This is a genomic window from Salmonella sp. 32100201201700099SM (assembly GCF_017572645.1).
Lineage (GTDB): Bacteria > Pseudomonadota > Gammaproteobacteria > Enterobacterales > Enterobacteriaceae > Salmonella > Salmonella enterica.
Genome location: NZ_JAGERQ010000016.1, coordinates 70,495 through 94,214, shown reverse-complemented (window position 1 = coordinate 94,214; position 23,720 = coordinate 70,495). Strand labels below are relative to the sequence as shown.

Annotated in this window: 19 protein-coding genes and 2 pseudogenes; 4 read left to right on the top strand and 17 right to left on the bottom strand. The window is 52.2% G+C overall.

The genetic code is table 11. The features are described from left to right. Positions 1 to 345: 345 nt before the first annotated feature. Genes hemG through pepQ form a run of 4 tightly spaced genes read right to left on the bottom strand, consistent with a single transcriptional unit; the run spans position 346 to position 4,338 of the window. A complete protein-coding gene (gene hemG / locus J4685_RS21290) occupies positions 346 to 891 on the bottom strand; it encodes a menaquinone-dependent protoporphyrinogen IX dehydrogenase (protein WP_000853979.1) in 546 nt (181 codons plus the stop codon). An 11-nt stretch (positions 892 to 902) separates the two neighbouring features. Then, positions 903 to 2,354, bottom strand: coding sequence for a Trk system potassium transporter TrkH (trkH, locus tag J4685_RS21285; protein WP_000545688.1), 1,452 nt, complete (start codon positions 2,352 to 2,354; stop codon positions 903 to 905). 38 nt (positions 2,355 to 2,392) lie between these two features. Further along, the gene (locus J4685_RS21280; RefSeq protein ID WP_000378895.1) at positions 2,393 to 3,007 is read right to left on the bottom strand and encodes an IMPACT family protein; all 615 of its coding nucleotides are present in this window, start codon (positions 3,005 to 3,007) and stop codon (positions 2,393 to 2,395) included. Further along, the gene (gene pepQ, locus J4685_RS21275) at positions 3,007 to 4,338 is read right to left on the bottom strand and encodes a Xaa-Pro dipeptidase (RefSeq protein ID WP_000444529.1); all 1,332 of its coding nucleotides are present in this window, start codon (positions 4,336 to 4,338) and stop codon (positions 3,007 to 3,009) included. Before pepQ ends, J4685_RS21280 begins: the two co-directional genes overlap by 1 nt. A 189-nt stretch (positions 4,339 to 4,527) precedes the next feature. On the opposite strand from pepQ, the pseudogene fadB reads away from it, so the two are divergent. Beyond that, positions 4,528 to 6,716 (top strand): annotated as a pseudogene (gene fadB / locus J4685_RS21270) (fatty acid oxidation complex subunit alpha FadB). A 9-nt stretch (positions 6,717 to 6,725) separates the two neighbouring features. Beyond that, complete coding sequence (gene fadA / locus J4685_RS21265) at positions 6,726 to 7,889, top strand: acetyl-CoA C-acyltransferase FadA (protein WP_000438778.1); 1,164 nt, start codon at positions 6,726 to 6,728, stop codon at positions 7,887 to 7,889. A 196-nt stretch (positions 7,890 to 8,085) separates the two neighbouring features. On the opposite strand, the pseudogene J4685_RS21260 reads toward fadA, so the two are convergent. From J4685_RS21260 to ubiD, 3 genes and pseudogenes are all read right to left on the bottom strand, one after another. Beyond that, positions 8,086 to 9,929, bottom strand: a pseudogene (locus J4685_RS21260) (aryl-sulfate sulfotransferase). Positions 9,930 to 10,182: 253 nt separating this feature from the next. After that, positions 10,183 to 10,884, bottom strand: coding sequence for an NAD(P)H-flavin reductase (fre, locus tag J4685_RS21255; protein WP_000209839.1), 702 nt, complete (start codon positions 10,882 to 10,884; stop codon positions 10,183 to 10,185). An 85-nt stretch (positions 10,885 to 10,969) separates the two neighbouring features. Further along, positions 10,970 to 12,448: a 4-hydroxy-3-polyprenylbenzoate decarboxylase gene (ubiD, locus tag J4685_RS21250; protein ID WP_000339770.1), complete on the bottom strand. Its 1,479-nt coding sequence runs from the start codon at positions 12,446 to 12,448 to the stop codon at positions 10,970 to 10,972. Positions 12,449 to 12,633: 185 nt separating this feature from the next. Between ubiD and rfaH the strand changes: the two genes are divergently transcribed. Further along, entirely contained in the window at positions 12,634 to 13,122 is a 489-nt protein-coding gene (gene rfaH / locus J4685_RS21245; RefSeq protein ID WP_001192410.1) for a transcription/translation regulatory transformer protein RfaH, read from the top strand. Positions 13,123 to 13,129: 7 nt separating this feature from the next. Here rfaH and tatD read toward each other — a convergent pair whose 3' ends face one another. The 9 genes from tatD to udp form a co-directional block, all read right to left on the bottom strand. Then, positions 13,130 to 13,912, bottom strand: a complete 783-nt coding sequence (gene tatD / locus J4685_RS21240) for a 3'-5' ssDNA/RNA exonuclease TatD (protein ID WP_000459637.1) — start codon at positions 13,910 to 13,912, stop codon at positions 13,130 to 13,132. 41 nt (positions 13,913 to 13,953) lie between these two features. Then, a complete protein-coding gene (gene tatC / locus J4685_RS21235) occupies positions 13,954 to 14,733 on the bottom strand; it encodes a Sec-independent protein translocase subunit TatC (protein ID WP_000257554.1) in 780 nt (259 codons plus the stop codon). A 2-nt stretch (positions 14,734 to 14,735) separates the two neighbouring features. Beyond that, positions 14,736 to 15,284: a Sec-independent protein translocase protein TatB gene (gene tatB / locus J4685_RS21230; protein WP_000459612.1), complete on the bottom strand. Its 549-nt coding sequence runs from the start codon at positions 15,282 to 15,284 to the stop codon at positions 14,736 to 14,738. Between the two features lie 3 nt (positions 15,285 to 15,287). Beyond that, the gene (tatA, locus tag J4685_RS21225; RefSeq protein WP_000508972.1) at positions 15,288 to 15,542 is read right to left on the bottom strand and encodes a Sec-independent protein translocase subunit TatA; all 255 of its coding nucleotides are present in this window, start codon (positions 15,540 to 15,542) and stop codon (positions 15,288 to 15,290) included. Between the two features lie 205 nt (positions 15,543 to 15,747). Next, positions 15,748 to 17,388 carry a ubiquinone biosynthesis regulatory protein kinase UbiB gene (gene ubiB / locus J4685_RS21220; RefSeq protein WP_000187559.1) on the bottom strand — a complete coding sequence of 547 codons (1,641 nt, stop codon included), beginning with the start codon at positions 17,386 to 17,388 and terminating at the stop codon, positions 15,748 to 15,750. After that, positions 17,385 to 17,990, bottom strand: a complete 606-nt coding sequence (gene ubiJ / locus J4685_RS21215; protein WP_001116097.1) for a ubiquinone biosynthesis protein UbiJ — start codon at positions 17,988 to 17,990, stop codon at positions 17,385 to 17,387. The genes ubiB and ubiJ overlap by 4 nt, the downstream gene beginning before the upstream one ends. A 9-nt stretch (positions 17,991 to 17,999) precedes the next feature. Further along, positions 18,000 to 18,755, bottom strand: a complete 756-nt coding sequence (gene ubiE, locus J4685_RS21210; protein ID WP_000229009.1) for a bifunctional demethylmenaquinone methyltransferase/2-methoxy-6-polyprenyl-1,4-benzoquinol methylase UbiE — start codon at positions 18,753 to 18,755, stop codon at positions 18,000 to 18,002. 95 nt (positions 18,756 to 18,850) lie between these two features. Further along, positions 18,851 to 20,281 carry a DNA recombination protein RmuC gene (gene rmuC / locus J4685_RS21205; protein WP_000355562.1) on the bottom strand — a complete coding sequence of 477 codons (1,431 nt, stop codon included), beginning with the start codon at positions 20,279 to 20,281 and terminating at the stop codon, positions 18,851 to 18,853. 139 nt (positions 20,282 to 20,420) lie between these two features. Then, positions 20,421 to 21,182 carry a uridine phosphorylase gene (udp, locus tag J4685_RS21200; protein WP_000045169.1) on the bottom strand — a complete coding sequence of 254 codons (762 nt, stop codon included), beginning with the start codon at positions 21,180 to 21,182 and terminating at the stop codon, positions 20,421 to 20,423. 258 nt (positions 21,183 to 21,440) lie between these two features. Between udp and J4685_RS21195 the strand changes: the two genes are divergently transcribed. After that, the gene (locus J4685_RS21195; RefSeq protein WP_000213954.1) at positions 21,441 to 22,253 is read left to right on the top strand and encodes a dienelactone hydrolase family protein; all 813 of its coding nucleotides are present in this window, start codon (positions 21,441 to 21,443) and stop codon (positions 22,251 to 22,253) included. A gap of 79 nt (positions 22,254 to 22,332) precedes the next feature. On the opposite strand, the gene J4685_RS21190 is transcribed toward J4685_RS21195, so the two are convergent. Then, a complete protein-coding gene (locus J4685_RS21190; RefSeq protein ID WP_000017941.1) occupies positions 22,333 to 23,676 on the bottom strand; it encodes an anaerobic sulfatase maturase in 1,344 nt (447 codons plus the stop codon). Between the last annotated feature and the right edge of the window lie 44 nt (positions 23,677 to 23,720).

Sequence of the window (23,720 nt, the reverse complement as noted above, 5' to 3'; positions counted from 1 at the left end):
ATGAATTACGTGTTCACTCTTGAGACTTGGTATTCATTTTTCGTCTTGCGACGTTAAGAAGCCGTATCTTCGAGTGCCCACACAGATTGTCTGATAAATTGTTAAAGAGCAGTGCAACGCGGCTTTCGCTCACCGTTGCGAGGTGGCGTATATTACGCTTTCCCGCTTCAGAGTCAAGCGTTTATTTTCGCTTTTCTCCGTGAGGTTCTGGTCTGAACCCCGCTGACCCGGCGGCCTGTGTGCCGTTGTTCCGTGTCAGTGGTGGCGCATTATAGGGAGTTATTTCTGCCTGACAAGAGGAAATTTAAAATAATTTTCTGAGTGCGCACTTTTTATTCTTTACGTTTATTTTGCCGACGATTTGTTGGTTAAATGGGCTATTTCACGGGCAAAGTGCGCAACCTGTTCCCAGTCGGTGTACACCACTTCTTTACTGGTATCCGTTTCGCCGCCCGACATTTTCATAATAAGCTTGATCATCAGACGGTCATACCAGCGATAGCGGGGATAGCGAAGCGCGCCTGCAATGACGGCACAGTAGTCAGGTCGCCACGGAGAGCTCATTAAAAACTTACGCGCGTAGCTGTTAGTCTGCGGCGTCCGTTTTTCAGCTTTACGCGCCACCAGGTTAACGGAATAAAAGGCGCTCGGCATTCCGTTCAACCGCTTGGCGTATTTCTTAACGAACTCCTGAAAGGCGCTGTGGTAATGGCCATAACGAATAGACGCGCCAATCACTACGCGATCATAGCTATCCCAGTCCGGTTCTTCTGCGCGATGCAGATTAACGACATCGGCCCAGATCCCCATCTCTTTGAGTTCAGAAGCCAGATAAGAGGCAATTTCGCGCGTTTGTCCGTCCCGGGTAGAGAAAAGAATCAATGTTTTCACGTGTTACTCCATTATTCACGCCAGAAAGTCGGGGTAAAAAGTACCAGCAAAGTGAATACTTCCAGACGACCAAATAGCATGTTGGCGATGAGTATCCATTTCGCAACCGGATTCATACTGGCGAAGTTATCAGCAACCACCCCCAGCCCCGGTCCCAGGTTATTAAGCGTAGCCACTACCGAGGCGAAAGCCGAGAAATCATCTACGCCTGTAGCGATAATGGCCAGCATACTGACGATAAATACCAGCGCGTAGGCAGAAAAGAATCCCCAGACGGCTTCCAGAATACGTTCTGGCAGCGCCCGGTTCCCCAGCTTAATACTGTAAACGGCATTCGGATGCACCAGACGTTTGAGTTCGCGGTTCCCCTGTTTAAACAACAACAGTATACGGATGACCTTTAACCCCCCGCCCGTTGACCCGGCGCAACCGCCAATAAACGCGGAACATAGCAGCAAGACGGGCAAAAACAGCGGCCAGCGCGCAATGCTGTCCGTGGTAAACCCTGCCGTTGTCGCCATCGACACAACCTGGAAGAACGCCTGATTTAGCGTTGTCAGCGCCGAGTCGTAGATATTATGGAACCACAGTACCAGCGTGCAGATCACCACCAGCGTCAACTGTACGCCGATGAACATGCGGAATTCCGGATCGCGCCAGTATACCTTCAGGCTACGCCCGCTTAATAAAGAGAAATGCAGGCCATAGTTACAACCGGAGATCAGCAGGAAAATAGCGATGATGGTATTAATAGTGGGACTATCAAAATAGCCTACGCTGGCGTCATGCGTTGAAAAGCCGCCGATAGCGATAGTGGAGAAGCTGTGTCCGATAGCGTCAAACGCGGGCATCCCTGCAAACCATAGCGCCAGCGCGCAGGCTACCGTTAGCAAGACATAGATAAGCCACAGCGTTTTCGCCGTCTCGGCAATACGCGGGCGCATTTTGTTATCTTTCAGCGGCCCCGGCATTTCCGCCCGATAGAGCTGCATCCCCCCGACGCCGAGGATAGGGAGAATCGCCACCGCCAGCACAATGATCCCCATACCGCCAAACCATTGCAGCATCTGACGATAAAAGAGAATGGCGTGCGGTAATGAATCCAGCCCCACCAGCGTAGTGGCGCCCGTGGTGGTTAACCCGGAGAACGATTCAAAAAAAGCATCGGTAATGGTGAGGTTTGGGCTTTCCGAGAAAATAAACGGCAGCGCACCCACGCTGCCCAGCACGGTCCAGAACAGCACCACGATAAGAAATCCTTCGCGGGATTTCAGCTCGCCCTTTTCCCTACGGTTTGGCCACCACAGTATGGAACCGATCGCCAGCGCGACAAAAAAGGTCTGCGTGAACGCTCTTCCTGCGCCATCACGATATATTAGCGCTACCAGTCCCGGGAGAATCATTGTCCCCGAAAATAAGATAACCAGTAGTCCAACGATTCGGGTAATGGCGCGAAAATGCATCTCTGCCGCTTCCTTTATTCTTAAAAATGAGGTGGGGATTATTCTTCAATCGCTAACAATTGCAATGAACCACGGCTAAAATCCGCCAGTTTTGTGGAAAATGCATTCACATGAGCAAAAGGAAGCGCCACCCTGAGCCGAACAGACGCCTGATAATCGCTGGAAACGATCTTCCCGGCAAACTGTCCTAATAATGCTTCGATTCCGGCCAACTGACCGTACTCACACTGCAAAGTATATTCGGTTAATGGCGTCTTGCGTTGTGTGGCAAGCTGACGTAATGCCTGGTTCACACCGCCGCCATAGGCTTTTACCAGCCCGCCCGTACCCAGCAGAATACCACCATAGTAGCGCACGACGACGGCAGTAATTTCTCCGACGCCGCAGCCCATCAATTGCGCAAGCATCGGCTTGCCTGCCGTTCCCGCCGGTTCGCCGTCGTCTGAAAAGCCCAGTTGCTGTGAGTCGTCCGGCGCACCCGCCACCCACGCCACACAATGGTGGCGCGCATCAGGGTGCTCAGCTCTGACTGACTCAACAAACGCTTTCGCCGCGTCTACGCCATCGGTATGCGCCAATAGCGTAATAAAGCGGCTTTTTTTGATCTCTTCAACAACGGTGACCGGCGCTGCAGGGATTAACCAACTGTCCATTACGCCAGTTTTAAATCCCGCGTCATGTTTTCCACGCCGTTTTCGTGGATGACCACGTTATCTTCAATGCGAATACCGCCGAAAGGCTTGAGCGCTTCAATTTTCTGCCAATTGAAGTGCTTGCTGAACGGGCCTTCGCGCCACGGCGCTAACAGCGATTCGATGAAGTAAATCCCCGGTTCGATGGTCAACACCATTCGCGGCTGTAACACACGCGTGCAGCGCAGATACGGGTATTTGGACGGTGCAGCGAGATGCGTACCGGAATCATCCTGCATAAACCCGGCCACATCGTGTACCTGCAGACCCAACGGATGACCAATACCGTGCGGCATAAACGGCCCGGTAAGATCATTTTCCACCATCGCCTCTTCACTCATGTCGGTAATGATTTGATGTTTACGCAGCAGCTTCGCGATGCGCTGATGGAACTGAATATGATAATCCACATAGCTGACGCCCGCCTTCATGGTAGCGATCAGCGCCAACTGTTCATCGTTAACATCTTTCACCAGGTGGGCGTAGTCGTTATCGCTTTTCGCCGACCAGGTCCGCGTCAGATCCGCCGCGTAGCCATTGTATTCCGCGCCCGCATCCAGCAGGAAACTGCGCATTTCAGACGGTGCCTGATGATCCAGTTTCGTGTAATGCAGCACGGCGGCATGTTCGTTCAGCGCCACAATGTTGCTGTATGGAACATCGGTATCGCGATGTCCCGTGGCGGTCAGGTACGCCAGGTTGATGTCAAACTCGCTCATGCCGGAACGGAAGGCCTCTTCCGCCGCACGATGACCGCTCACCGCCATTTTCTGCGCTTCGCGCATACAGGCCAGTTCATAATCCGTTTTATAGGCGCGGTAGTAATGCAGATAGTCGATAACACCTTTCGGGTTGATGTTGCTGGCGGCGATATCCAATTGTAGCGCGCGCTCAGGAACCGGGCCGATATAGCCGATATTGCCACGCGCGGCAGGCAGCTGGCTGCCGATGCCATCCGCTTTCGGTAAGGCGACGACCTCGACTTCTTCTGTCCAGAAGGACGTTGGCAGCGGTTCAACGTTATGCCAGTAATCGACTGGCAGATAAAACCACAATTTGGGTTTGTTGACGCCATCGACCAGCAGCCAGCAATTTGGAACCTGAGTTACCGGCACCCACGCTTTAAACTGCGGATTGACCTTAAACGGATAAGGGTGATCGTCGAGAAAGACGTTGAAAAGCTCGCCGGAATGAATAAGTAACGCATCCAGCTTAAAGCGCGCCAGAACATCGCGCGTCCGTTCTTGTAAGGTAACAATATGATTTTTATAGAGCGCGGCCAGTGATTCCATTTTTTACCCTTCTGTTTTTTTGACCTCAAGTTTCCGCATCTTAGCACATCGCCCCACGAGAGCGTGATCTCTGCCGAGCGTGATCACATCGGCATTTCTTTAATCATTTATTTGCATTTTATTAACACAAAATACACACTTCGCTTCATCTGGTACGACCAGATCACCTTGTGGATTCAGGAGACTGACATGCTTTATAAAGGCGACACCCTGTACCTCGACTGGCTGGAAGATGGCATCGCCGAACTGGTGTTCGATGCTCCAGGCTCGGTCAATAAACTCGACACCGCAACCGTCGCCAGCCTCGGCCAGGCGCTTGAGGTGCTGGAAAAGCAACACGATTTAAAAGGGCTGCTGCTGCGCTCTAATAAAGCGGCCTTTATTGTCGGCGCGGACATCACCGAATTTCTTTCACTGTTCCTCGTCCCCGAAGAGCAGTTAAGCCAATGGCTGCATTTCGCTAATAGCGTCTTTAACCGTCTGGAAGATTTACCCGTACCGACCCTTGCCGCCGTAAACGGCTATGCGCTGGGCGGCGGGTGTGAATGCGTGCTGGCGACCGATTACCGTCTGGCGACGCCAGACCTCCGTATCGGCCTGCCGGAAACTAAACTGGGCATCATGCCGGGTTTCGGCGGCTCCGTTCGTCTGCCGCGTATGCTGGGCGCGGACAGCGCGCTGGAGATTATCGCGGCAGGTAAAGATGTCGGTGCTGAGCACGCGCTGAAAATCGGCCTTGTGGACGGCGTGGTCAAACAAGAGAAGCTAATTGAAGGCGCGATAGCGGTGTTACGCCAGGCCATTACCGGCGATCTCGACTGGAGAGCTAAACGCCAGCCGAAACTGGAACCGTTGAAACTCAGCAAAATTGAAGCAGCGATGAGCTTTACTATCGCTAAAGGCATGGTCGCACAAACGGCGGGTAAACATTATCCGGCGCCGATGACCGCAGTGAAAACCATTGAAGCCGCCGCGCGTTTTGGTCGTGAAGAAGCGCTGAATCTGGAAAATAAAAGCTTTGTTCCGCTGGCGCATACCAATGAGGCTCGTGCGCTGGTCGGTATCTTCCTCAACGATCAATATGTAAAAGGTAAAGCCAAAAAGCTGACCAAAGATATTGAGACGCCGAAACAGGCAGCCGTACTGGGCGCGGGCATTATGGGCGGCGGTATCGCTTACCAGTCGGCCTGGAAAGGCGTACCGGTCATCATGAAAGATATCAACGATAAATCGTTGAACCTCGGCATGACCGAAGCGGCCAAGCTGCTGAACAAACAGCTGGAACGCGGCAAGATCGACGGTCTGAAGCTGGCGGGCGTCATTTCGACCATCCACCCGACTCTCGATTATGCCGGTTTCGATCGTGTAGATGTTGTTGTCGAAGCGGTGGTCGAAAATCCCAAAGTCAAAAAAGCGGTACTGGCGGAAACCGAGCAGAAAGTGCGCCCGGAAACCGTGCTGGCCTCAAATACCTCTACCATCCCGATTGGCGAACTGGCAAGCGCCCTGGAACGTCCGGAAAACTTTTGCGGAATGCACTTCTTCAACCCGGTACACCGGATGCCGCTGGTTGAAATCATTCGCGGCGAGAAGAGTTCAGACGAAACCATTGCCAAAGTCATCGCCTGGGCAAGCAAAATGGGCAAGACGCCGATTGTAGTCAACGACTGCCCCGGCTTCTTTGTTAACCGCGTGCTGTTCCCCTATTTCGCCGGTTTCAGTCAACTGCTGCGCGACGGCGCGGATTTCCGCAAAGTCGATAAAGTGATGGAAAAACAGTTCGGCTGGCCGATGGGCCCGGCCTATCTGCTGGATGTTGTCGGCATTGATACCGCGCATCACGCGCAGGCGGTAATGGCGGCAGGCTTCCCGCAACGGATGCAGAAAGAGTATCGCGATGCGATCGACGCTCTGTTTGATGCTAACCGTTTCGGACAGAAAAACGGTCTGGGCTTCTGGCGCTATAAAGAAGACAGCAAAGGCAAGCCGAAGAAAGAAGAAGATGCCGCGGTGGATGACCTGCTGGCAAGCGTCAGCCAGCCGAAACGCGACTTCAGCGACGACGAGATAATCGCCCGTATGATGATCCCGATGATTAACGAAGTGGTTCGCTGTCTGGAAGAAGGCATTATCGCAAGCCCGGCGGAAGCCGATATGGCGCTGGTCTACGGCCTGGGCTTCCCTCCGTTCCACGGCGGCGCATTCCGCTGGCTGGATACACAGGGCAGCGCGAAATATCTTGATATGGCGCAGCAGTATCAACACCTCGGCCCGCTGTATGAAGTGCCGGAAGGGCTGCGTAATAAAGCGCGCCATAACGAACCTATTATCCCCCGGTTGAACCAGCCCGTCCGGTTGGTTCTCTGAAAACGGCTTAAGGAGTCACAATGGAACAGGTTGTCATTGTCGATGCTATTCGCACCCCGATGGGCCGTTCGAAGGGCGGCGCGTTTCGCAACGTGCGGGCAGAAGATCTCTCCGCCCACTTAATGCGTAGCCTGCTGGCGCGTAATCCGTCGCTTACAGCGGCGACCCTCGATGATATTTACTGGGGCTGCGTACAACAAACGCTGGAGCAAGGCTTCAACATTGCCCGTAACGCCGCGCTGCTGGCAGAAATTCCCCATTCGGTACCGGCGGTCACCGTCAACCGTCTGTGTGGTTCCTCGATGCAGGCGTTACACGATGCAGCGCGAATGATCATGACCGGCGATGCGCAGGTTTGTCTGGTTGGCGGCGTGGAGCATATGGGGCACGTGCCGATGAGCCACGGCGTGGATTTTCACCCGGGTCTGAGCCGCAACGTCGCCAAAGCGGCAGGGATGATGGGGCTAACGGCGGAAATGCTCTCCCGCCTGCACGGCATTAGCCGGGAAATGCAGGACCAGTTCGCCGCGCGTTCTCACGCTCGCGCCTGGGCCGCCACGCAGTCTGGCGCATTCAAAACGGAGATTATCCCGACTGGCGGTCATGATGCAGACGGCGTGTTGAAGCAGTTTAACTACGATGAAGTGATCCGCCCGGAAACCACGGTCGAAGCGCTATCAACGCTGCGTCCGGCATTTGATCCGGTTAGTGGCACGGTCACGGCGGGCACCTCATCCGCGCTTTCCGATGGCGCTGCCGCCATGCTGGTAATGAGCGAAAGTCGTGCCCGTGAGCTGGGCCTGAAACCTCGCGCCCGTATTCGCTCAATGGCAGTGGTGGGTTGCGATCCGTCAATTATGGGTTACGGGCCGGTTCCGGCATCAAAACTGGCGTTGAAAAAAGCGGGACTGTCGGCCAGCGATATCGATGTGTTTGAGATGAACGAAGCGTTTGCCGCACAGATCCTGCCATGCATTAAGGATCTGGGATTGATGGAGCAGATAGACGAGAAGATCAACCTCAACGGCGGCGCGATCGCGCTTGGTCATCCGCTCGGCTGCTCCGGAGCACGTATCAGCACCACGCTTATCAACCTGATGGAGCGCAAAGACGCGCAGTTTGGTCTGGCGACGATGTGTATTGGTCTGGGTCAGGGCATCGCCACGGTGTTTGAGCGGGTTTAATTAAAGATAATGTCCCCTAAATAATTCACGTTGCAGCGCGGCGGCAACTGAGCGAATCCCCGGGCACATAGATAACTATGTGCCCGGGGTGAACAAAGGCAGCCAACAAAGAGGCAGCGTGAGTTATGACGGGGAACAGTTTAGTTGCCGTTTTTCCCGCCCGTCAGGGGCGGGTTTTTTCACCGTGTGGCCTACTCTACTCAGTAAGCGCTTTGGTCAGGCTAAATGGCATAGCCTGATATCCACGCGCACCATGTATTTGCATTTCGACCGCAGGCTCTTTTTCTCCCCATCTGAACTCTTCCAGATACGGGTTAGGCAAGCTAGTAAATGCGCCTACCGACAAATCAAACTCACCACCTGCTGTTGCGGAATACACGAACACAGAATTCTTGTCAGTCTGGTACTCGGTGATAGAGGTTACCGGGCTAAACCACTCGTTCCCGCGCTCTTTACCGTATTGCCAGATCTGTTGGACTGTCTTGTTTTTCTGGTCGATTTTGTAAATCACGGAGCGGCTGTATTTCATACTCTGCATAGCAGGCTGTTCTAAGCCGCGGCCATCGCCATTGTCGAAAGCGGAAAGGTATAAGATATCGCCTTTACTCTTACTATCAATTTTAAAGGCCGTATGTTGCGTCCATGTCCAGTCGAAGTCACCCTCACAGCCACTTTCCTGGCAGGAAATTTTTTGGCCTTTGCTATCCACAGGCGTCAGAATTGCGGCATTAAATGGCGCTTTCCAGCCAGCAGGCGTACCCAGTATCCACTTCACTTTCTTATCGCGACCGATTTTGATAATCGCACTCTGGTGGCGGGAGCTGATGATGATGGAATCATCTTCACTGTCATAGTCGACGCTGTTGACATGCGCCCAGTTGCGGCCAGCCCCACTACCCACGATATCCCCGAATTTGTCGGAGGAGTCCAGCGCCGCCAGATCTTCTTCGCTCAACGTATGGCCGGACTGGCTGGCGTCGATATTCAGGCACACTGCGCCCTGATCGAGGGTTTTCATTATCACATCACGATAAGGATCGAGGATATCAAACAGACGCCATTCATCCACTACCACGCCGTTCTGATCAACTTCGGCAATCACATCACGCACGGTACGAACATTTTTCCCATCAGGACGTTTATAGTTAGAGCTGGCTACACGCAGGAAGTAGTGACCGTTGGCCGCGTTATCCATTGAGTGTGAAAAATCGTTATAATTATCCGGCAGGCGGCGGTTAAAGATTTCACGCCCCATGATATCGTATTTCACATAACGCTGACCGTAGCCCCACGATAGTGCGCCATCCTGGTTTTGTTTAAAGCCCATCATAACGCCAGCACGATAAATTGACTTTAAATCATAAATTGAACTTGGATTCATAAACCAACGAATATCACCGGAGGTGTCGATAATAGCGTTAGCTGTAGTGAAGTTCCATTCTAATGCACCCCCAGTAGGGTTGTTCCAGACAGTACGCGTTCCATTCCCAGACTTATCTTTCGTATTATTCAAAAGATACAAGCGATCTTTAAATTCTGGGGAAACCTTTTTAACATCGATAGTAAAGAGTGCTGATTGTTCTTCTTTTGTACCCGCTGATTCACTATAAGCAGGCGGTGCATACATTTTATAGCTTTCTTTTATATTTTCGGTTTTACTACCCTGGATTCTTGTATATTCAACTTCAACGGTATTGACATAATCCGGGTAAAGACCAAAGACGGGAATACCGCCATACGTTAAAAGGTATTTATTATTAACTTTATACGCGATCTCCTGGCCATTTTCTTTGGGTACAATCCGCACATGCACGTCACGTAACTGGTAACCGCCATTACGAATAACGGCGGTTAACGGCGGTTAACGGCGGTTAACGGCGCGATATCATAGGGGTTCATAACAACTTCGCCAATTTTTCCCTGGACCTGATAGTCCACTTTAGCGCCGCTGGCGCCGCCGATGGCGAAAGCAGTAGAAGGTACTGATGACAAAATTGCAACAGATAATGCGAGAGAAGTTAAAGCATATTTAAATTTCATAACACTCTCCATCTTATAAATAAATAACTAACTTTCCATTTTATGTTTCTTTTATAAAAATAAATGAAGCATATATAATTAACTATTTTTATTGATAGCCTCAGGACATAATATTACTTAATTTATTACACGCAATACAAAGCCTGTAGATATTCAATATCATAACGTTTTATAGTTGACGATTAATTAATATTTAAGAGGACTTTTAGGTAGGCTAACGTAAAAAGGGACGCTACTGCGTCCCATAAAATAGTTAAATAAATGCGAACGCATCGCCAAACAGACGATCTTCCCGCGCGTTACGCTCATGACAGAACAGATCGCGGGCGATTTTCGCCATCTCAAAACGTCCGGCAATATAAATATCGTGCCCCGCCAGCGTACCATAATCCTGCAATACCGCCGTAAGTACCGTTCCTGTACGTCCACGCCAGCCTTCTTCCGGCTGCTCGACCACAGGTTCAATACGCAAATTCGGATGGTTAACAGAGAGTGCTTCCAGCTCAGAGAGATCATAGAGGTGCTTTTCTTCGCGACTACCCCAGTAAATGGTAACATCGCGATTCGGGTTGCGCGCTAATGCCGTCAACAGGATGGAGCGCACATAAGAAAAGCCCGTACCGCCCGCGATCAGAATCAACGGACGCTCTTCATCGTCACGTAGCCAGGCGTCGCCATGCGGAATATCGACGACGATTTCCCGGTCTTTCAGAATCCGATCCATGACCGCCATCGCATACAGATTGAGCTCGGAGGCGCCAATGTGTAATTCAATAAACCCTTTCTCGTCCGGCGTTGAGGCCATCGAAAACGGGCGTTTGTCACGCTCGTCCATTACGACCATCAAATACTGACCAGCGCGGAATGTAAACGCCGCGTCCGGCACTAAACGAACCCGATATACGGTATCGGTGATAGCTTCTACCGAGGTCACTTTACAGCTTAAGGTTGTCATGCGCTCCCTCTGTCGGGTGTCGGGTCAATACCGACATTTTTCAAGCCGAGTCGCCGCAGCCTGAAATGTCGATGTCCGCTTTCAGTTATTTAAAGATAGCCAGCTCATCCCAAATCGCATCAATACGTGCGGTAACTTCAGGATCTTTAACAATAGGACGACCCCACTCGCGTTGGGTTTCGCCCGGCCATTTGTTTGTGGCATCCAGCCCCATTTTTGAACCCAGCCCGGAGACCGGCGAGGCAAAATCCAGGTAATCAATCGGCGTATTTTCAACCAGCACCGTATCCCGCGCAGGGTCCATACGGGTGGTAATCGCCCAGATCACATCATTCCAGTCGCGTGCGTTAACGTCATCATCGCAAACGATAACAAATTTCGTATACATAAACTGGCGCAAAAACGACCAGACGCCCATCATGACGCGTTTCGCATGACCAGCGTACTGCTTTTTCATCGTCACTACCGCCAGGCGGTAAGAACACCCTTCCGGCGGCAGATAAAAGTCGACGATTTCCGGAAACTGTTTTTGCAGAATAGGCACGAAGACTTCATTGAGCGCCACCCCTAATACCGCAGGCTCATCGGGCGGACGCCCGGTATAGGTGGAGTGATAGATGGCATCCTCACGCTGCGTAATATGCGTGACGGTAAAGACCGGAAAGTTATCCACTTCATTATAATAGCCCGTATGATCGCCATACGGTCCTTCCGGCGCCATCTCTCCCGGCTCAATGTAACCTTCAAGGATAATCTCGGCGCTGGCAGGCACTTCCAGATCGTTAGAAAGGCATTTAACCACTTCAGTTTTCGTGCCGCGCAGCAGGCCCGCAAAGGCATACTCCGACAGAGTATCGGGAACAGGAGTCACGGCGCCAAGTATCGTCGCCGGATCGGCGCCCAATGCGACGGAGACCGGGAAACGTTCACCCGGACGCGCGGCTAACCACTCCTGAAAATCCAACGCGCCGCCGCGGTGAGACAGCCAGCGCATAATCAGCTTATTTTTACCTATCAACTGCTGACGATAAATGCCCAGGTTTTGCCGTTCTTTGTGCGGGCCACGCGTTACCGTCAGTCCCCAGGTAATCAGCGGCGCGGCGTCGTCCGGCCAACAGGTCATGACAGGAAGACGCGTTAAATCGACATCATCGCCAGACGCGATTTTCTGCTGGCAAGGCGCGCCGCGTAACCGTTTCGTCGGCATATTCAGCACTTGCTTAAACTGCGGCAGCTTGTCAAACAGATCGCGAAAGCCTTTCGGCGGCTCAGGTTCTTTCAGAAACGCTAATAATTTACCCACTTCCCGTAAGGCGGAAACATCATCCTGCCCCATGCCCATCGCCACGCGTTTTGGCGTGCCAAAAAGGTTGCACAGCACCGGCATGGCGTAACCTTTAGGACTTTCAAACAGCAACGCCGGTCCACCGGCACGCAGCGTGCGGTCAGCGATTTCCGTAATTTCCAGATGAGGATCCACAGGTAGCGTGATGCGTTTTAGTTCCCCCTGTTGCTCAAGTAGCGTCAGGAAGTCGCGTAAATCGTGATATTTCATGGCGTCCATTGTAGCCTCTTGGTAAGCGCATCATTATACGGCGTTCATCATCGGGATGCTGTATTTTTGTTAAATTAGCGTGAACTCTGGCAACCAACGCTAATCCAGATACGGCTTAAAGGATGAAGTGTATAATTAACTTCGCGCATGGCTTTTGCTATGCTTGCGCCCCGAACAAGCGGATAAGAGTCATTATGCAATCCTGGTATTTACTGTACTGCAAACGCGGGCAACTTCAGCGTGCTCAGGAACACCTCGAAAGACAAGCGGTAAGTTGCCTGACACCGATGATCACCCTGGAAAAAATGGTACGCGGAAAACGTACCTCCGTCAGCGAACCGCTCTTTCCTAATTATCTGTTCGTTGAATTTGATCCGGAAGTGATACATACCACTACAATCAACGCCACGCGCGGCGTCAGCCATTTTGTGCGCTTTGGCGCGCATCCTGCGATCGTGCCTTCCAGCGTTATTCATCAGCTTTCTATCTACAAGCCCGAAGGCGTTGTCGATCCTGAAACCCCCTATCCCGGCGATAGCGTCATCATCACGGAAGGCGCATTTGAAGGGCTGAAAGCGATTTTTACCGAACCGGATGGCGAAACGCGTTCGATGTTACTGCTTAATTTACTCAATAAAGAAGTGAAGCAGAGCGTAAAAAACACCGGTTTTCGCAAGATTTAGCGATCGTTCAGAATACAACCTCAAATAAGGTTCTGGCGTTGGCATCTGTCATCGCCGCTAACCATTGCGGATCTTCACCACGCCATAGCGCTATGCGCTCCAGGATGTGAGGCAGATACGCGGGCTCGTTGCGTCGTGACGTTGGTTTCGGCGTAAGATCGCGGGGCAACAGATACGGCGCGTCGGTTTCTATCAGTAGCTTTTCCGCTGGAATAAACGGTAAGAGTTCACGTAGCTCAAGCCCGCGTCGTTCGTCGCAAACCCACCCGGTAATACCGATATAGAGCCCTCTGTCCACACAGGCCTGCATTTGCTGGCGTGAACCGGTAAAGCAGTGCAGTATTGCACCAGGAAGACTATCCAGCCAGGGATCAAGCAATGCCAGAAATCGCTCATGCGCGTCCCGGCAGTGCATAAAGATTGGCATCTGCAATTCGGCGGCAATTTGTAGCTGCGCCTGAAAGGCACGCTCCTGCTCCTGCGGCGTGGAAAAATTGCGATTGAAATCCAGCCCGCACTCACCGATAGCGACGACTTCCGGCTGGTTCGCCAGCGCAATAATGGCGTCTTCAGACGCGGGTGACCACTGACTGCTGTCATGGGGATGGACGCCAGCCGTCGACCAACAATGGGGGTAGCGCCGCGCCAGTTTTAATGCCTGCTGACTTTCATGGATGTTCGTTCCGGTCAGTAGCATACCTTTTACTCCCGCCGCAAACGCACGGGCGACCACATCATCACGATCTTTTGCAAACTGGCTACTGGTTAAATTAACGCCAATATCAAACATGCTTGCCCCCATATGACAACCGCCCTGGCGGGCGGTTGTGTTTAGTCTTCAGTGTGCTCGGCCTTTTCGGTTTCGGCCTCGTTATCTTCGTCGCGCGTCCGTCGCTTACCGACATAAAAGCGTGAGCAGAAAACGCCAATTTCAAACAGGCAGTACATCGGTATCGCCAGCAACGTTTGCGAGAAAACATCTGGCGGCGTAAGCAGCATTCCCACAATGAATGCCCCGACCAGGATATAAGGCCGTTTTTTACGCAAATCTTCTGGCGTGGTGATGCCCATCCAGCACAGCAACACAATCGCCACCGGCACTTCAAAGGCTACGCCAAAGGCCATAAAAAGCGCCATAACAAAGCTAAGATAGCTGGCGATATCTGTCGAAACCTGTACCCCTTCCGGCGCCGTATGCGTCAGGAAACCAAAGGCCAAAGGGAATACGACAAAATAGGCGAAGGCCATACCAATGTAGAAAAGCAGCGAGCTGGATACCAGCAGCGGTACGACCAGACGACGCTCATGCTTATACAGCGCCGGGGCGATAAAGGCCCAAACCTGGTACAAAATGACAGGCGCGGATAAGATCAAAGACACCATGAAGGTGAGTTTGATAGGCGTAAAAAACGGCGACGCCACATCCGTCGCAATCATTGTCGCCCCTTGCGGCATCTGTTTAATCAGCGGTGCGGCGACTAAATGATAAATATCATTGGCGAAATAAATTAACGCCAGAAAAATCAGAAGCACTGCGACGATGCAGTTTAGCAGGCGCTTACGCAACTCGATCAGATGCGTGATAAGCGGTTGAGTATCTTCTACAGCCATGTTTACGGTTTATCACTCGACGAGGGGGAAGATTCGACAACAGGCGCAGCGGATTTCTTCTCGGCGTCTATCGTGGCTACGGAAGCGGTTTCCGTCGACTCAGGCACGTTAGCTTTAACGGGCTCCGGCTTTTGTTCCGGCGCGCTCGCCTGTGTTTCAGCGGCGGCAGGGGTGACGCCCTCATGCTGCGTTTCGTTCCCTTTTACCACCGGATTATGGATGGTATGCGCTTCATCGCTCGCTTGTTCGGGATCGTTAGCGCTGTAGGTGCGTTTCATCGACTCCGCCGCCTGACGCAGTTCATCCATAGATGCTTTCAGCTCGGGAGTCAGATTTTCCAGGCTCGCCTTTTCGACTTTTTTCAGACTGTCCTGGAACTCCTGAAGTTTCAGTTCCTGAGTCAGTTCATTCTGAACCGTTGTCGCAAGGGACCGCAACGCGCGAATCCAGCCCGCTACCGTTTTTACCGCTACTGGCAATCGTTGCGGCCCCAACACAATGAGGCCGATAACGAACACTAACAGCAGTTCGCTAAAACCGATATCAAACACGGATTATACCTGCTCTTTATCTTGGCTTTTAGCGTCTTCCTTTTTCGCTTCGCCTTGCTTATCCGCGATAGATTTAGCGGTAAAATCAGCGTCCTGACTGGTTTTATCCTGTTTGGCATCATCATCGCTCATGGCCTTTTTAAAGCCTTTGATAGACGCGCCAAGATCGGAACCGATGGAACCGAGTTTTTTGGTGCCGAACAGCAGTACGACGATAACGGCAACAATCAACAACTGCCAAATACTGATACCACCCATACATGTTCCTCTGTGATAGATGATGAATTAATAGGGCCGCATTATACACATTATCCTTCGCGCTGCCTCTTTGTTAGCCGCTTTCGCCCGCCCTATTCACATACTTTTACATACGACCGGGACGACATTGACTTGCGGCCTAAGTACTGCCTCGAGTGATAATATGTACCTGCGTGACACAACCGGCGTTGAGCGATAAAAAATCTCAACGAGTTTTACGCCAGCCAACCAGCCAGACAACTACGCCGCCGACCATGAGCCAGCCAGGCATCAATCCCCATTCAGGGCGGTTGACGAGTAAGAATGACCCGCTCAGTAACAGCGTTGCGCCAATTCCCAATAAATAACGAGACTGACTTTGGCGCACATGGTTTACCTGTAACTCGCGCGCAATCTTATCAACACTGTGCTGTAAATATTTGCCCTGGCGCAAACTGTCGTACACCAGTTCAGGTATTTCTGGCATTTTTTCGACCCAGAACGGCGCTTTTTCTTTAAGAGCCCGCGTGAGAGCCGGAATACCCACCTGATCTTTGATCCAAGACTCAAGAAACGGCTTCGCCGTTTTCCACAAATCAAGCTGAGGATAAAGTTGCCGCCCAACCCCTTCAACATACAATAATGTTTTCTGCAACAACACCAGTTGCGGCTGGACTTCCATGTTAAATCGACGCGCTGTATTGAAAAGGTTTAACAACACATGACCAAACGAGATTTCCGCGAGCGGCTTTTCAAAGATAGGTTCACAGACGGTGCGGATGGCAAACTCAAAATCTTCAACGTTGGTATCTGGCGGAACCCAGCCTGAATCGACATGCAGTTCTGCCACCTTTCGGTAATCGCGATTAAAAAACGCGATAAAGTTTTCAGCCAGATAACGCTTATCTTCTTTGTTTAGCGACCCGACGATACCGCAGTCAATGCCGATATATTGCGGGTTTTCAGGGTGTTCATGGCTGACAAAAATATTTCCCGGATGCATGTCCGCATGGAAAAAGCTGTCGCGGAAAACCTGGGTGAAGAAAACTTTAACCCCGCGTTCCGCCAGCAGTTTCATGTTGGTGCCGTTCTTTTCCAGCGCCGCCACATCCGAAACCGGAATGCCGTATATCCGCTCCATCACCATCATGTTCTGGCTACAGTAATCGGAGTACACCTCCGGGATATACAGCATGGGACTATTTTCAAAATTGCGGCGTAACTGAATTGCGTTGGCCGATTCCCGCAGCAGATTCAGCTCATCGATCAGCGTTTTCTCATACTCACGCACCACTTCCGTCGGGCGCAGACGACGCCCATCCGGCAACAGGCGTGGTACCCAGCGAGCAAGGCGATAAATCAGTTTCAGGTCTGCCTGAATTACCGGCAAAATATCCGGGCGAATGACCTTAATAACCACTTCTTTACCGTTTGATTTCAATCGCGCGGTATGTACCTGGGCGATTGACGCCGACGCTAAAGGCTGGATATCAAAGTCGTCAAACCAGGCTTCGACTGGTAGCCCCCCCATCGCCTCTTCAATCTGGGCTTTCGCCAGCCGACCATCGAATGGCGCGACTTTATCCTGGAGCAAAGCGAGCTGATCGGCGATTTGCGGCGGGAACAGGTCACGGCGCGTGGAGAGCATCTGACCAAATTTGATCCAGACCGGTCCCAGCTCTTGCAACGCCAGTCTTAATCGTTCACCCAGCAATTTATCTTTATGCCGGTTTGGCATCCAGAACAGCGAATAGCGCCATAATCGGAGTGGCAGTGTAAGACGCATTCGGGGGATGAGTTCATCAAGGCCGTAGCTTAAAAACGTGCGGATGATGAAATATAGGCGCCGTACTTCACCTGGCGTCATTTGGCCTCCAGTTTTTCCAGCCGTGTGGTCAGAGAATCTACGGCGCGCTCAACAGCCGCGTTTTCTTCGGCAAACCATGCGACTTCCAGCGGGCCAGGCGCCATACGCCACTCTTCAGTGATCGCTTCAGCGGCATAACGCTGCTGGCGTTGAAACCCGTGGCGCAGGAATTTAGCCCCGCCACGCACGACCTTACCGATACTTTCCGCCGCAATATCACCCGTGTATGGCGCCAACAGCTCCGCAGGATCGAATTCGGCGAGATCGGCGAGCGCCACAAAATTTTGCACGACCTGAATATCGCCCTGCACTTCCAGTTCGCCGCTGCGAATAAGCGTGGCCAACTGCTGACGATCGCGTAGTTTTGGCAAAACGCTAGCTTGAGTGATTACCGTACAGTCCGCTTCGCCTTCCCATGCCCCCAGCACATCAACCTGGCGTTCACTGAATACCAGGACTAATGGCGTCGAAAATCCCTTTAGTTTCACACACAGTACTTTTCCCTGTAAGCGCGTTCTGGCTGATTTCAGCGCTGGCGAACGATACAGAAACGTATTGAGGAGACCTTCAATTCCTGCGGTCACTAAGGGTTTAAAAGGCATTCCACCCTCCTAGAATTTATAACCACGGTGCAATGCCACAACGCCCGCCGTCAGATTGTAATAATCCACGCTCTCAAATCCGGCGTCCTGCATCATGGCTTTTAAGGTATCCTGATCGGGATGCATACGGATGGATTCCGCGAGATACCGATAGCTATCCGCATCGTTCGCAACCATCGAGCCAATACGCGGTAAAATATGGAAAGAATAGGCGTCATACGCTTTACTCAGCGGCTCAATGATAGGCTTAGAAAATTCAAGCACCAGTAAACGTCCGCCGGGTTTCAACACACGGAACATTGACCGCAGCGCTTTTTCTTTTTCCGTTACATTGCGCAAACCAAACGAAATGGTAATGCAATCAAACGTATTATCAGGGAAAGGCAGAGCTTCGGCATTCGCCTGCACATACTCTACGTTGCCGATCACGCCGATATTACGCAGCTTCTCACGCCCCATTTTGAGCATGGAATCATTAATATCCGCCAGGATAACTTTGCCAGTCTCCCCGACCATACGTGAAAATTTCGCGGTAAGATCGCCCGTACCGCCCGCTAAATCGAGAACGGTTTGTCCACGACGCACGCCACTGCAATCAATGGTGAAGCGCTTCCACAAACGATGAATGCCAAATGACATTAAATCATTCATCACATCGTACTTTGACGCCACAGAATGAAAAACGTGGGCCACCATGTCAGCTTTCTGCTCTTTAGCGACGGTCTGAAAGCCAAAGTGCGTCGTTTCTTGTGAATCTTCCACCATCTCAGTGCCTGCTTATCGATAAAAATATTCAAGAAGTGTAACAGATTGGGCCAATTTGCCCTACTCTGCGCCAGGACTAAACTACTCCGTATGGGTTAACTTAACTGCTGCTTCACCCGTTCATCATTGGGATAATGTTCATCCTGCCGCCCTTCAGGGATCGATCGTAAACGATATTCTTCATCTTGCGTAACGGCCTGTTCCGCTAAATCCGGATTAATCTCGCGTTTGATTTCCACGCCTAGCCCCCGGAAGGCCTCCGCCTGCGCCAAAACGTTGCCACGCCCCGATGCAAGTTTTTTCATCGCCTGGCGGTAGTTATCCTGCGCTTTATCCAGACTCTGACCGATCGCTGACATATCATCAACGAACAACCGCATTTTATCGTAAAGCTTACTGGCTCTGTCTGCGATGTGCTGCGCATTGCGGCTCTGGTGTTCATAGCGCCACAGGTTGGCGATTGTCCGTAACGCCACCAGCAGCGTCGTGGGGCTTACCAGCATAATGTTATTTTTCAGCGCCTCGGTTATCAGTTCGGGCTGTTTATCTAGCGCCAGCAGGAAAGCGGGTTCTACGGGGATAAACATCAGAACATAATCCAGCGAGCGGAGGCCGGGAAGCTGCTGATAGTCTTTGCGCCCCAGTAAGCGAATATGATTGCGCACCGAGGCGATGTGCTCTTGTAAAGCGGCCTCGCGCGTATAGTCATCTTCAGCGTTAAAGTAACGCTCGTAGGCGACCAACGTCATTTTAGCGTCGATGACCACATCTTTGCCCTGCGGCAAGCGGACGATGACATCCGGCTGCATCCGCGAGCGCGCATCGTTCTCAATACTGACCTGGGTTTCGTATTCGTAGCCTTCACGCAGTCCGGATGCCTCCAGCACCCGCGCCAGCACAACTTCGCCCCAGTTTCCTTGCGCCTTATTGTCCCCTTTCAGGGCGCGCGTCAGGTTGATCGCTTCCTGCGCCATTTGCGCGTTAAGCTGCTGCAAATTACGAATTTCGTGCGCCAGCGTATGCCGCTCCTGCGCTTCTTTGCCAAAACTCTCCTGAACCTGGCGGCGAAAACCGTCCAGTTGCTCACGCAGCGGCGTCAGCAGGCTATTCAGGCTTTGTCGGTTTTGTTCGTCTACGCGACGATTACTGTGTTCAAAAATACGGTTCGCCAGATTTTCAAACTGCTCGCTTAAACGCTGTTCGCTGTTGATCATCTGACGGATTTTGTCTTCCGCGTGTTGTTGAGTCGCTTCCAGACGGGTCGTGACTTCACGCAGATCGGCTTCCAGAGAGGTATTAATACTGTGCAGGCTACGCAGTTCGTTATTAAGTAACTCGCATTCACTGCGCCAGTGCGCTTCTTGCGCTAATTGCTGCCGGGCCGCGCTAAGTTCGATATCCAGCTCACGCCGTTCTTCGATAAGATCGGCGCGGATTTGATCGGCATGCGCTTTCGTCGCCAGCCAGCCAATCACCGCCCCAGCCGCCAGCGCCACGACGGCGCTTATCATAAGAGTAATATCCACAACACCTCTCCTGGAACCACACTGTCCTGCACAAAATAGAATTGTGCTGTATAAACGTCCAGTTTAAAAGGGATTTCCTGCGAGGCGCCACGCAAAAAGAAAAGGCCGAACGCGTCGGCCTTTGCAAAAGAGAGGAGAATTACAGCAGACGACGGGCCGCTTCCACGACGATTTTCACCGCGTGGCTTTCAGTTTGTTTCATCGTTTCCGCATTCGGAATCTCTTGTTGGGTACGGTTGACGATAACGCCCGCCACCATACCTGCGCGTAACCCTTGGCTTGCGCACATGGTTAACAGCGTAGCGGATTCCATTTCGTAGTTCATCACGCCCATCGCCTGCCACTCTTCCATAGAACCTTTGAAGCGACGCACAACGCGGCCAGAATAGGTGTCGTAACGTTCCTGACCCGGATAGAAAGTGTCGGAAGAGGCGGTTACGCCAACGTGAGTCGTGGCGCCAATCGATTTCGCGGCTTCAACCAGCGCAGTGGTGCAGGCAAAGTCGGCAACCGCCGGGAATTCCATCGGCGCAAAATGCAGGCTCGCCCCATCCAGACGTACGGATGCGGTCGTTACCAGAACGTCGCCGACGTTGATGTGCGGCTGAATAGCCCCCGTGGTGCCGATACGCAAGAAGGTACGAATACCCAGTTGCGCCAGTTCTTCCACGGCAATAGAGGTAGACGGGCCGCCGATACCGGTAGAGCAAACGATAACTGCTTTGCCATCCAGCTCAGCGCGCCAGGAGGTGAATTCGCGGTGAGATGCCAGCTTAACCGGCTTATCCATCAGCGCGGCGATCTTTTCCACACGCTCAGGATCGCCAGGGACGATGGCGAGCTGGGCCCCTTGTAAATCGTTTTTGGTGAGGCCGAGATGAAAAACATCAGACTTGGACATATAAAACTCCTCTGTGAATCGGGTTTGTCAGAAGAAGCAAAGAGACACTTTACCTAAGGCATAAAGATATTTTCGTGACAGCCATCACTATGGCGTAAAACAATTGCACTCGTTTACCATTAAAAAGTGATGCGCATCACAATAAATAATCAATATCGCCAGGCATTGCACAAAAGATAGCCGCTTTAAGGCAATGTGGTTTGTTACACACTGTCTATAGTTAAGATTGCGCTATTTTTTAAGGGTACGGAGAATACCATGACAACGACACATCCATCCGGCTTTGCACCTGCAGCTTCCCCACTTGCCCCTACGATGATTCATACGCCTGATGGGGCCATTAGCGCGGGGATAACGTCGATTCCCTCTCAGGGCGACGATATGCCAGCCTATTACGCCAGACCAAAGGCAAGCGACGGCGCGCTGCCTGTGGTCATTGTGGGACAGGAAATTTTTGGCGTACATGAACACATTCGCGATATTTGCCGACGACTGGCGCTGGAAGGCTATCTCGCTATCGCGCCGGAGCTCTATTTCCGCGAAGGCGACCCCAATGATTTCGCCGATATACCCACATTATTGAGCGGGCTGGTGGCTAAAGTACCCGATTCGCAAGTCCTTGCCGACCTGGATCACGTCGCCAGTTGGGCTTCGCGCAACGGCGGGGATGCGCATCGGCTGATGATCACCGGTTTTTGTTGGGGAGGCCGGATTACCTGGCTATACGCCGCGCACAACCCACAGTTAAAAGCAGCGGTAGCGTGGTACGGCAAGCTGGTGGGCGACACGTCACTCAATTCGCCGAAGCATCCCGTTGATATCGCCACCGATCTTAACGCGCCGGTACTGGGTTTATACGGCGGGCAGGATACCAGTATTCCACAGGAGAGCGTGGAAACCATGCGTCAGGCGCTACGCGCCGCTAATGCGAAGGCGGAAATTGTGGTCTATCCCGATGCAGGGCACGCGTTTAATGCCGATTATCGTCCGGGCTACCACGAAGCCTCAGCGAAAGACGGCTGGCAAAGAATGTTGGAATGGTTCGCGCAGTACGGTGGGAAAAAAGGCTAACCACAGCGCATTACGATGTTTGTTGGGCCTACGAGACCGGAGTCGGTGTAGGCTCAACAAATCGTCATCGCCACGTTAGCTATGCTTTACCACAGCATTTTTTATATTTTTTGCCGCTGCCGCAGGGACAGAGATGGTTACGACTGACGGCTCCTGTGTCTTTACGCGCGTCCTGCGCCAGCCAGCGCATGATCGATGCCATCGGATAGCCTTGCGCCAGCAGCTCCCGCCAGACATTCATATACGGCGTAACGTGCTGGAAAAAATGTTTATAGCCCGCACACAAGTAATTATGCGCAGGATGACCGGACGGCGAGACGGCAAAGCGATGCTTCGGACAGCCGCCATGACACGCAAAGCGGTAGTCACAGCGACGACAATCGGCGGTCAGGGTCTCCCGCTTGGCCTCGCCAAACGCAATAGCCCGCTCGCTATTATTTAAGGTTTTGATGCTGTGCTGGTGGATATTCCCCAGCAGATGCTCCGGGTAGACAAAGTGGTCACAGTTGTAGAGATCGCCGTTCGACTCCAACGCGAAGGCATGTCCACAAGTCTCGGAATGTACACACAGTACCGGCTGCTGCGCCGTCCAGGCGGCTAACGCCACGTCAAACATCTGCACATAGACGCGGTCTACGTCGCGACGAACCCAGATATCAAAGATCTGGTTGAGAAATTCGCCATATTGCCACGACGGTACCGTCCATGGCGCCAGCTTTGCCGCGCTTTCGCCGGGCATCACCAGATTAAGTACCGATGAGTTATCGGTGCTCATTCGCTCTACCAGCGGGATAAACTGAATAAAACGCGATCCCGCCGCCAGAAGAAATTCGTAGACGTCTGCTGCATGACCGACGTTATGTTTTCCCACGACGGTTAAGGTATTAAAGTCAACATGGTGCGCTTTAAGCCGCGCCATGGCTGCGACGACCTGTTCATGAGTTCCTTTTCCAGCGCGATTAAGCCGATAGTGGTTGTGTAACGACGCCGGACCGTCGATAGAGAGACCGATGAGAAAATGCTGTTCAGCGAAAAAGCGCGCCCACTCGTCATTCACCAGGATGCCGTTCGTCTGTAACGCATGAGTGATTTTTCGCCCATCGCCGTACTTTTCACACAATGCGACAACCCGGCGGAAAAATGGCAGCCCCATCATGGTCGGTTCGCCGCCCTGCCAGGCAAAGTCAATGCGGTCGCCACTCTGCGCGGCAATATGCTGGCGTATAAACTGTTCCAGCGTCTCGTCCGACATTCGCCAGTTTTTATTGCGTTCCGGGTACAGCGCCTCTTTTTCAAGATAGAAGCAATATGTGCAATCAATATTGCAGATCGCGCCGCCGGGTTTGGCCATTACGTGACAACCTGCTACCGCCATGTCAGACATCTCCGTTAAAAAATAAGGTTCACCAGCGCCATGAGACAATGCGACGTTTATCGTCGCCAGGGAACATAACAGAATGGAAAACC

What these genes read in the sequence shown, in the direction of transcription:
- ubiB (WP_000187559.1), bottom strand. Translation starts at nt 17,388, where the DNA reads ATGACGCCAGGTGAAGTACGGCGCCTATATTTCATCATCCGCACGTTT.
- tatD (WP_000459637.1), bottom strand. Translation starts at nt 13,912, where the DNA reads ATGTTTGATATTGGCGTTAATTTAACCAGTAGCCAGTTTGCAAAAGAT.
- fadA (WP_000438778.1), top strand. Translation starts at nt 6,726, where the DNA reads ATGGAACAGGTTGTCATTGTCGATGCTATTCGCACCCCGATGGGCCGT.
- J4685_RS21280 (WP_000378895.1), bottom strand. Translation starts at nt 3,007, where the DNA reads ATGGACAGTTGGTTAATCCCTGCAGCGCCGGTCACCGTTGTTGAAGAG.
- ubiE (WP_000229009.1), bottom strand. Translation starts at nt 18,755, where the DNA reads ATGGTGGAAGATTCACAAGAAACGACGCACTTTGGCTTTCAGACCGTC.
- ubiJ (WP_001116097.1), bottom strand. Translation starts at nt 17,990, where the DNA reads ATGCCTTTTAAACCCTTAGTGACCGCAGGAATTGAAGGTCTCCTCAAT.
- udp (WP_000045169.1), bottom strand. Translation starts at nt 21,182, where the DNA reads ATGTCCAAGTCTGATGTTTTTCATCTCGGCCTCACCAAAAACGATTTA.
- ubiD (WP_000339770.1), bottom strand. Translation starts at nt 12,448, where the DNA reads ATGGACGCCATGAAATATCACGATTTACGCGACTTCCTGACGCTACTT.
- pepQ (WP_000444529.1), bottom strand. Translation starts at nt 4,338, where the DNA reads ATGGAATCACTGGCCGCGCTCTATAAAAATCATATTGTTACCTTACAA.
- J4685_RS21195 (WP_000213954.1), top strand. Translation starts at nt 21,441, where the DNA reads ATGACAACGACACATCCATCCGGCTTTGCACCTGCAGCTTCCCCACTT.
- fre (WP_000209839.1), bottom strand. Translation starts at nt 10,884, where the DNA reads ATGACAACCTTAAGCTGTAAAGTGACCTCGGTAGAAGCTATCACCGAT.
- rfaH (WP_001192410.1), top strand. Translation starts at nt 12,634, where the DNA reads ATGCAATCCTGGTATTTACTGTACTGCAAACGCGGGCAACTTCAGCGT.
- trkH (WP_000545688.1), bottom strand. Translation starts at nt 2,354, where the DNA reads ATGCATTTTCGCGCCATTACCCGAATCGTTGGACTACTGGTTATCTTA.
- tatA (WP_000508972.1), bottom strand. Translation starts at nt 15,542, where the DNA reads ATGGGTGGTATCAGTATTTGGCAGTTGTTGATTGTTGCCGTTATCGTC.
- tatC (WP_000257554.1), bottom strand. Translation starts at nt 14,733, where the DNA reads ATGGCTGTAGAAGATACTCAACCGCTTATCACGCATCTGATCGAGTTG.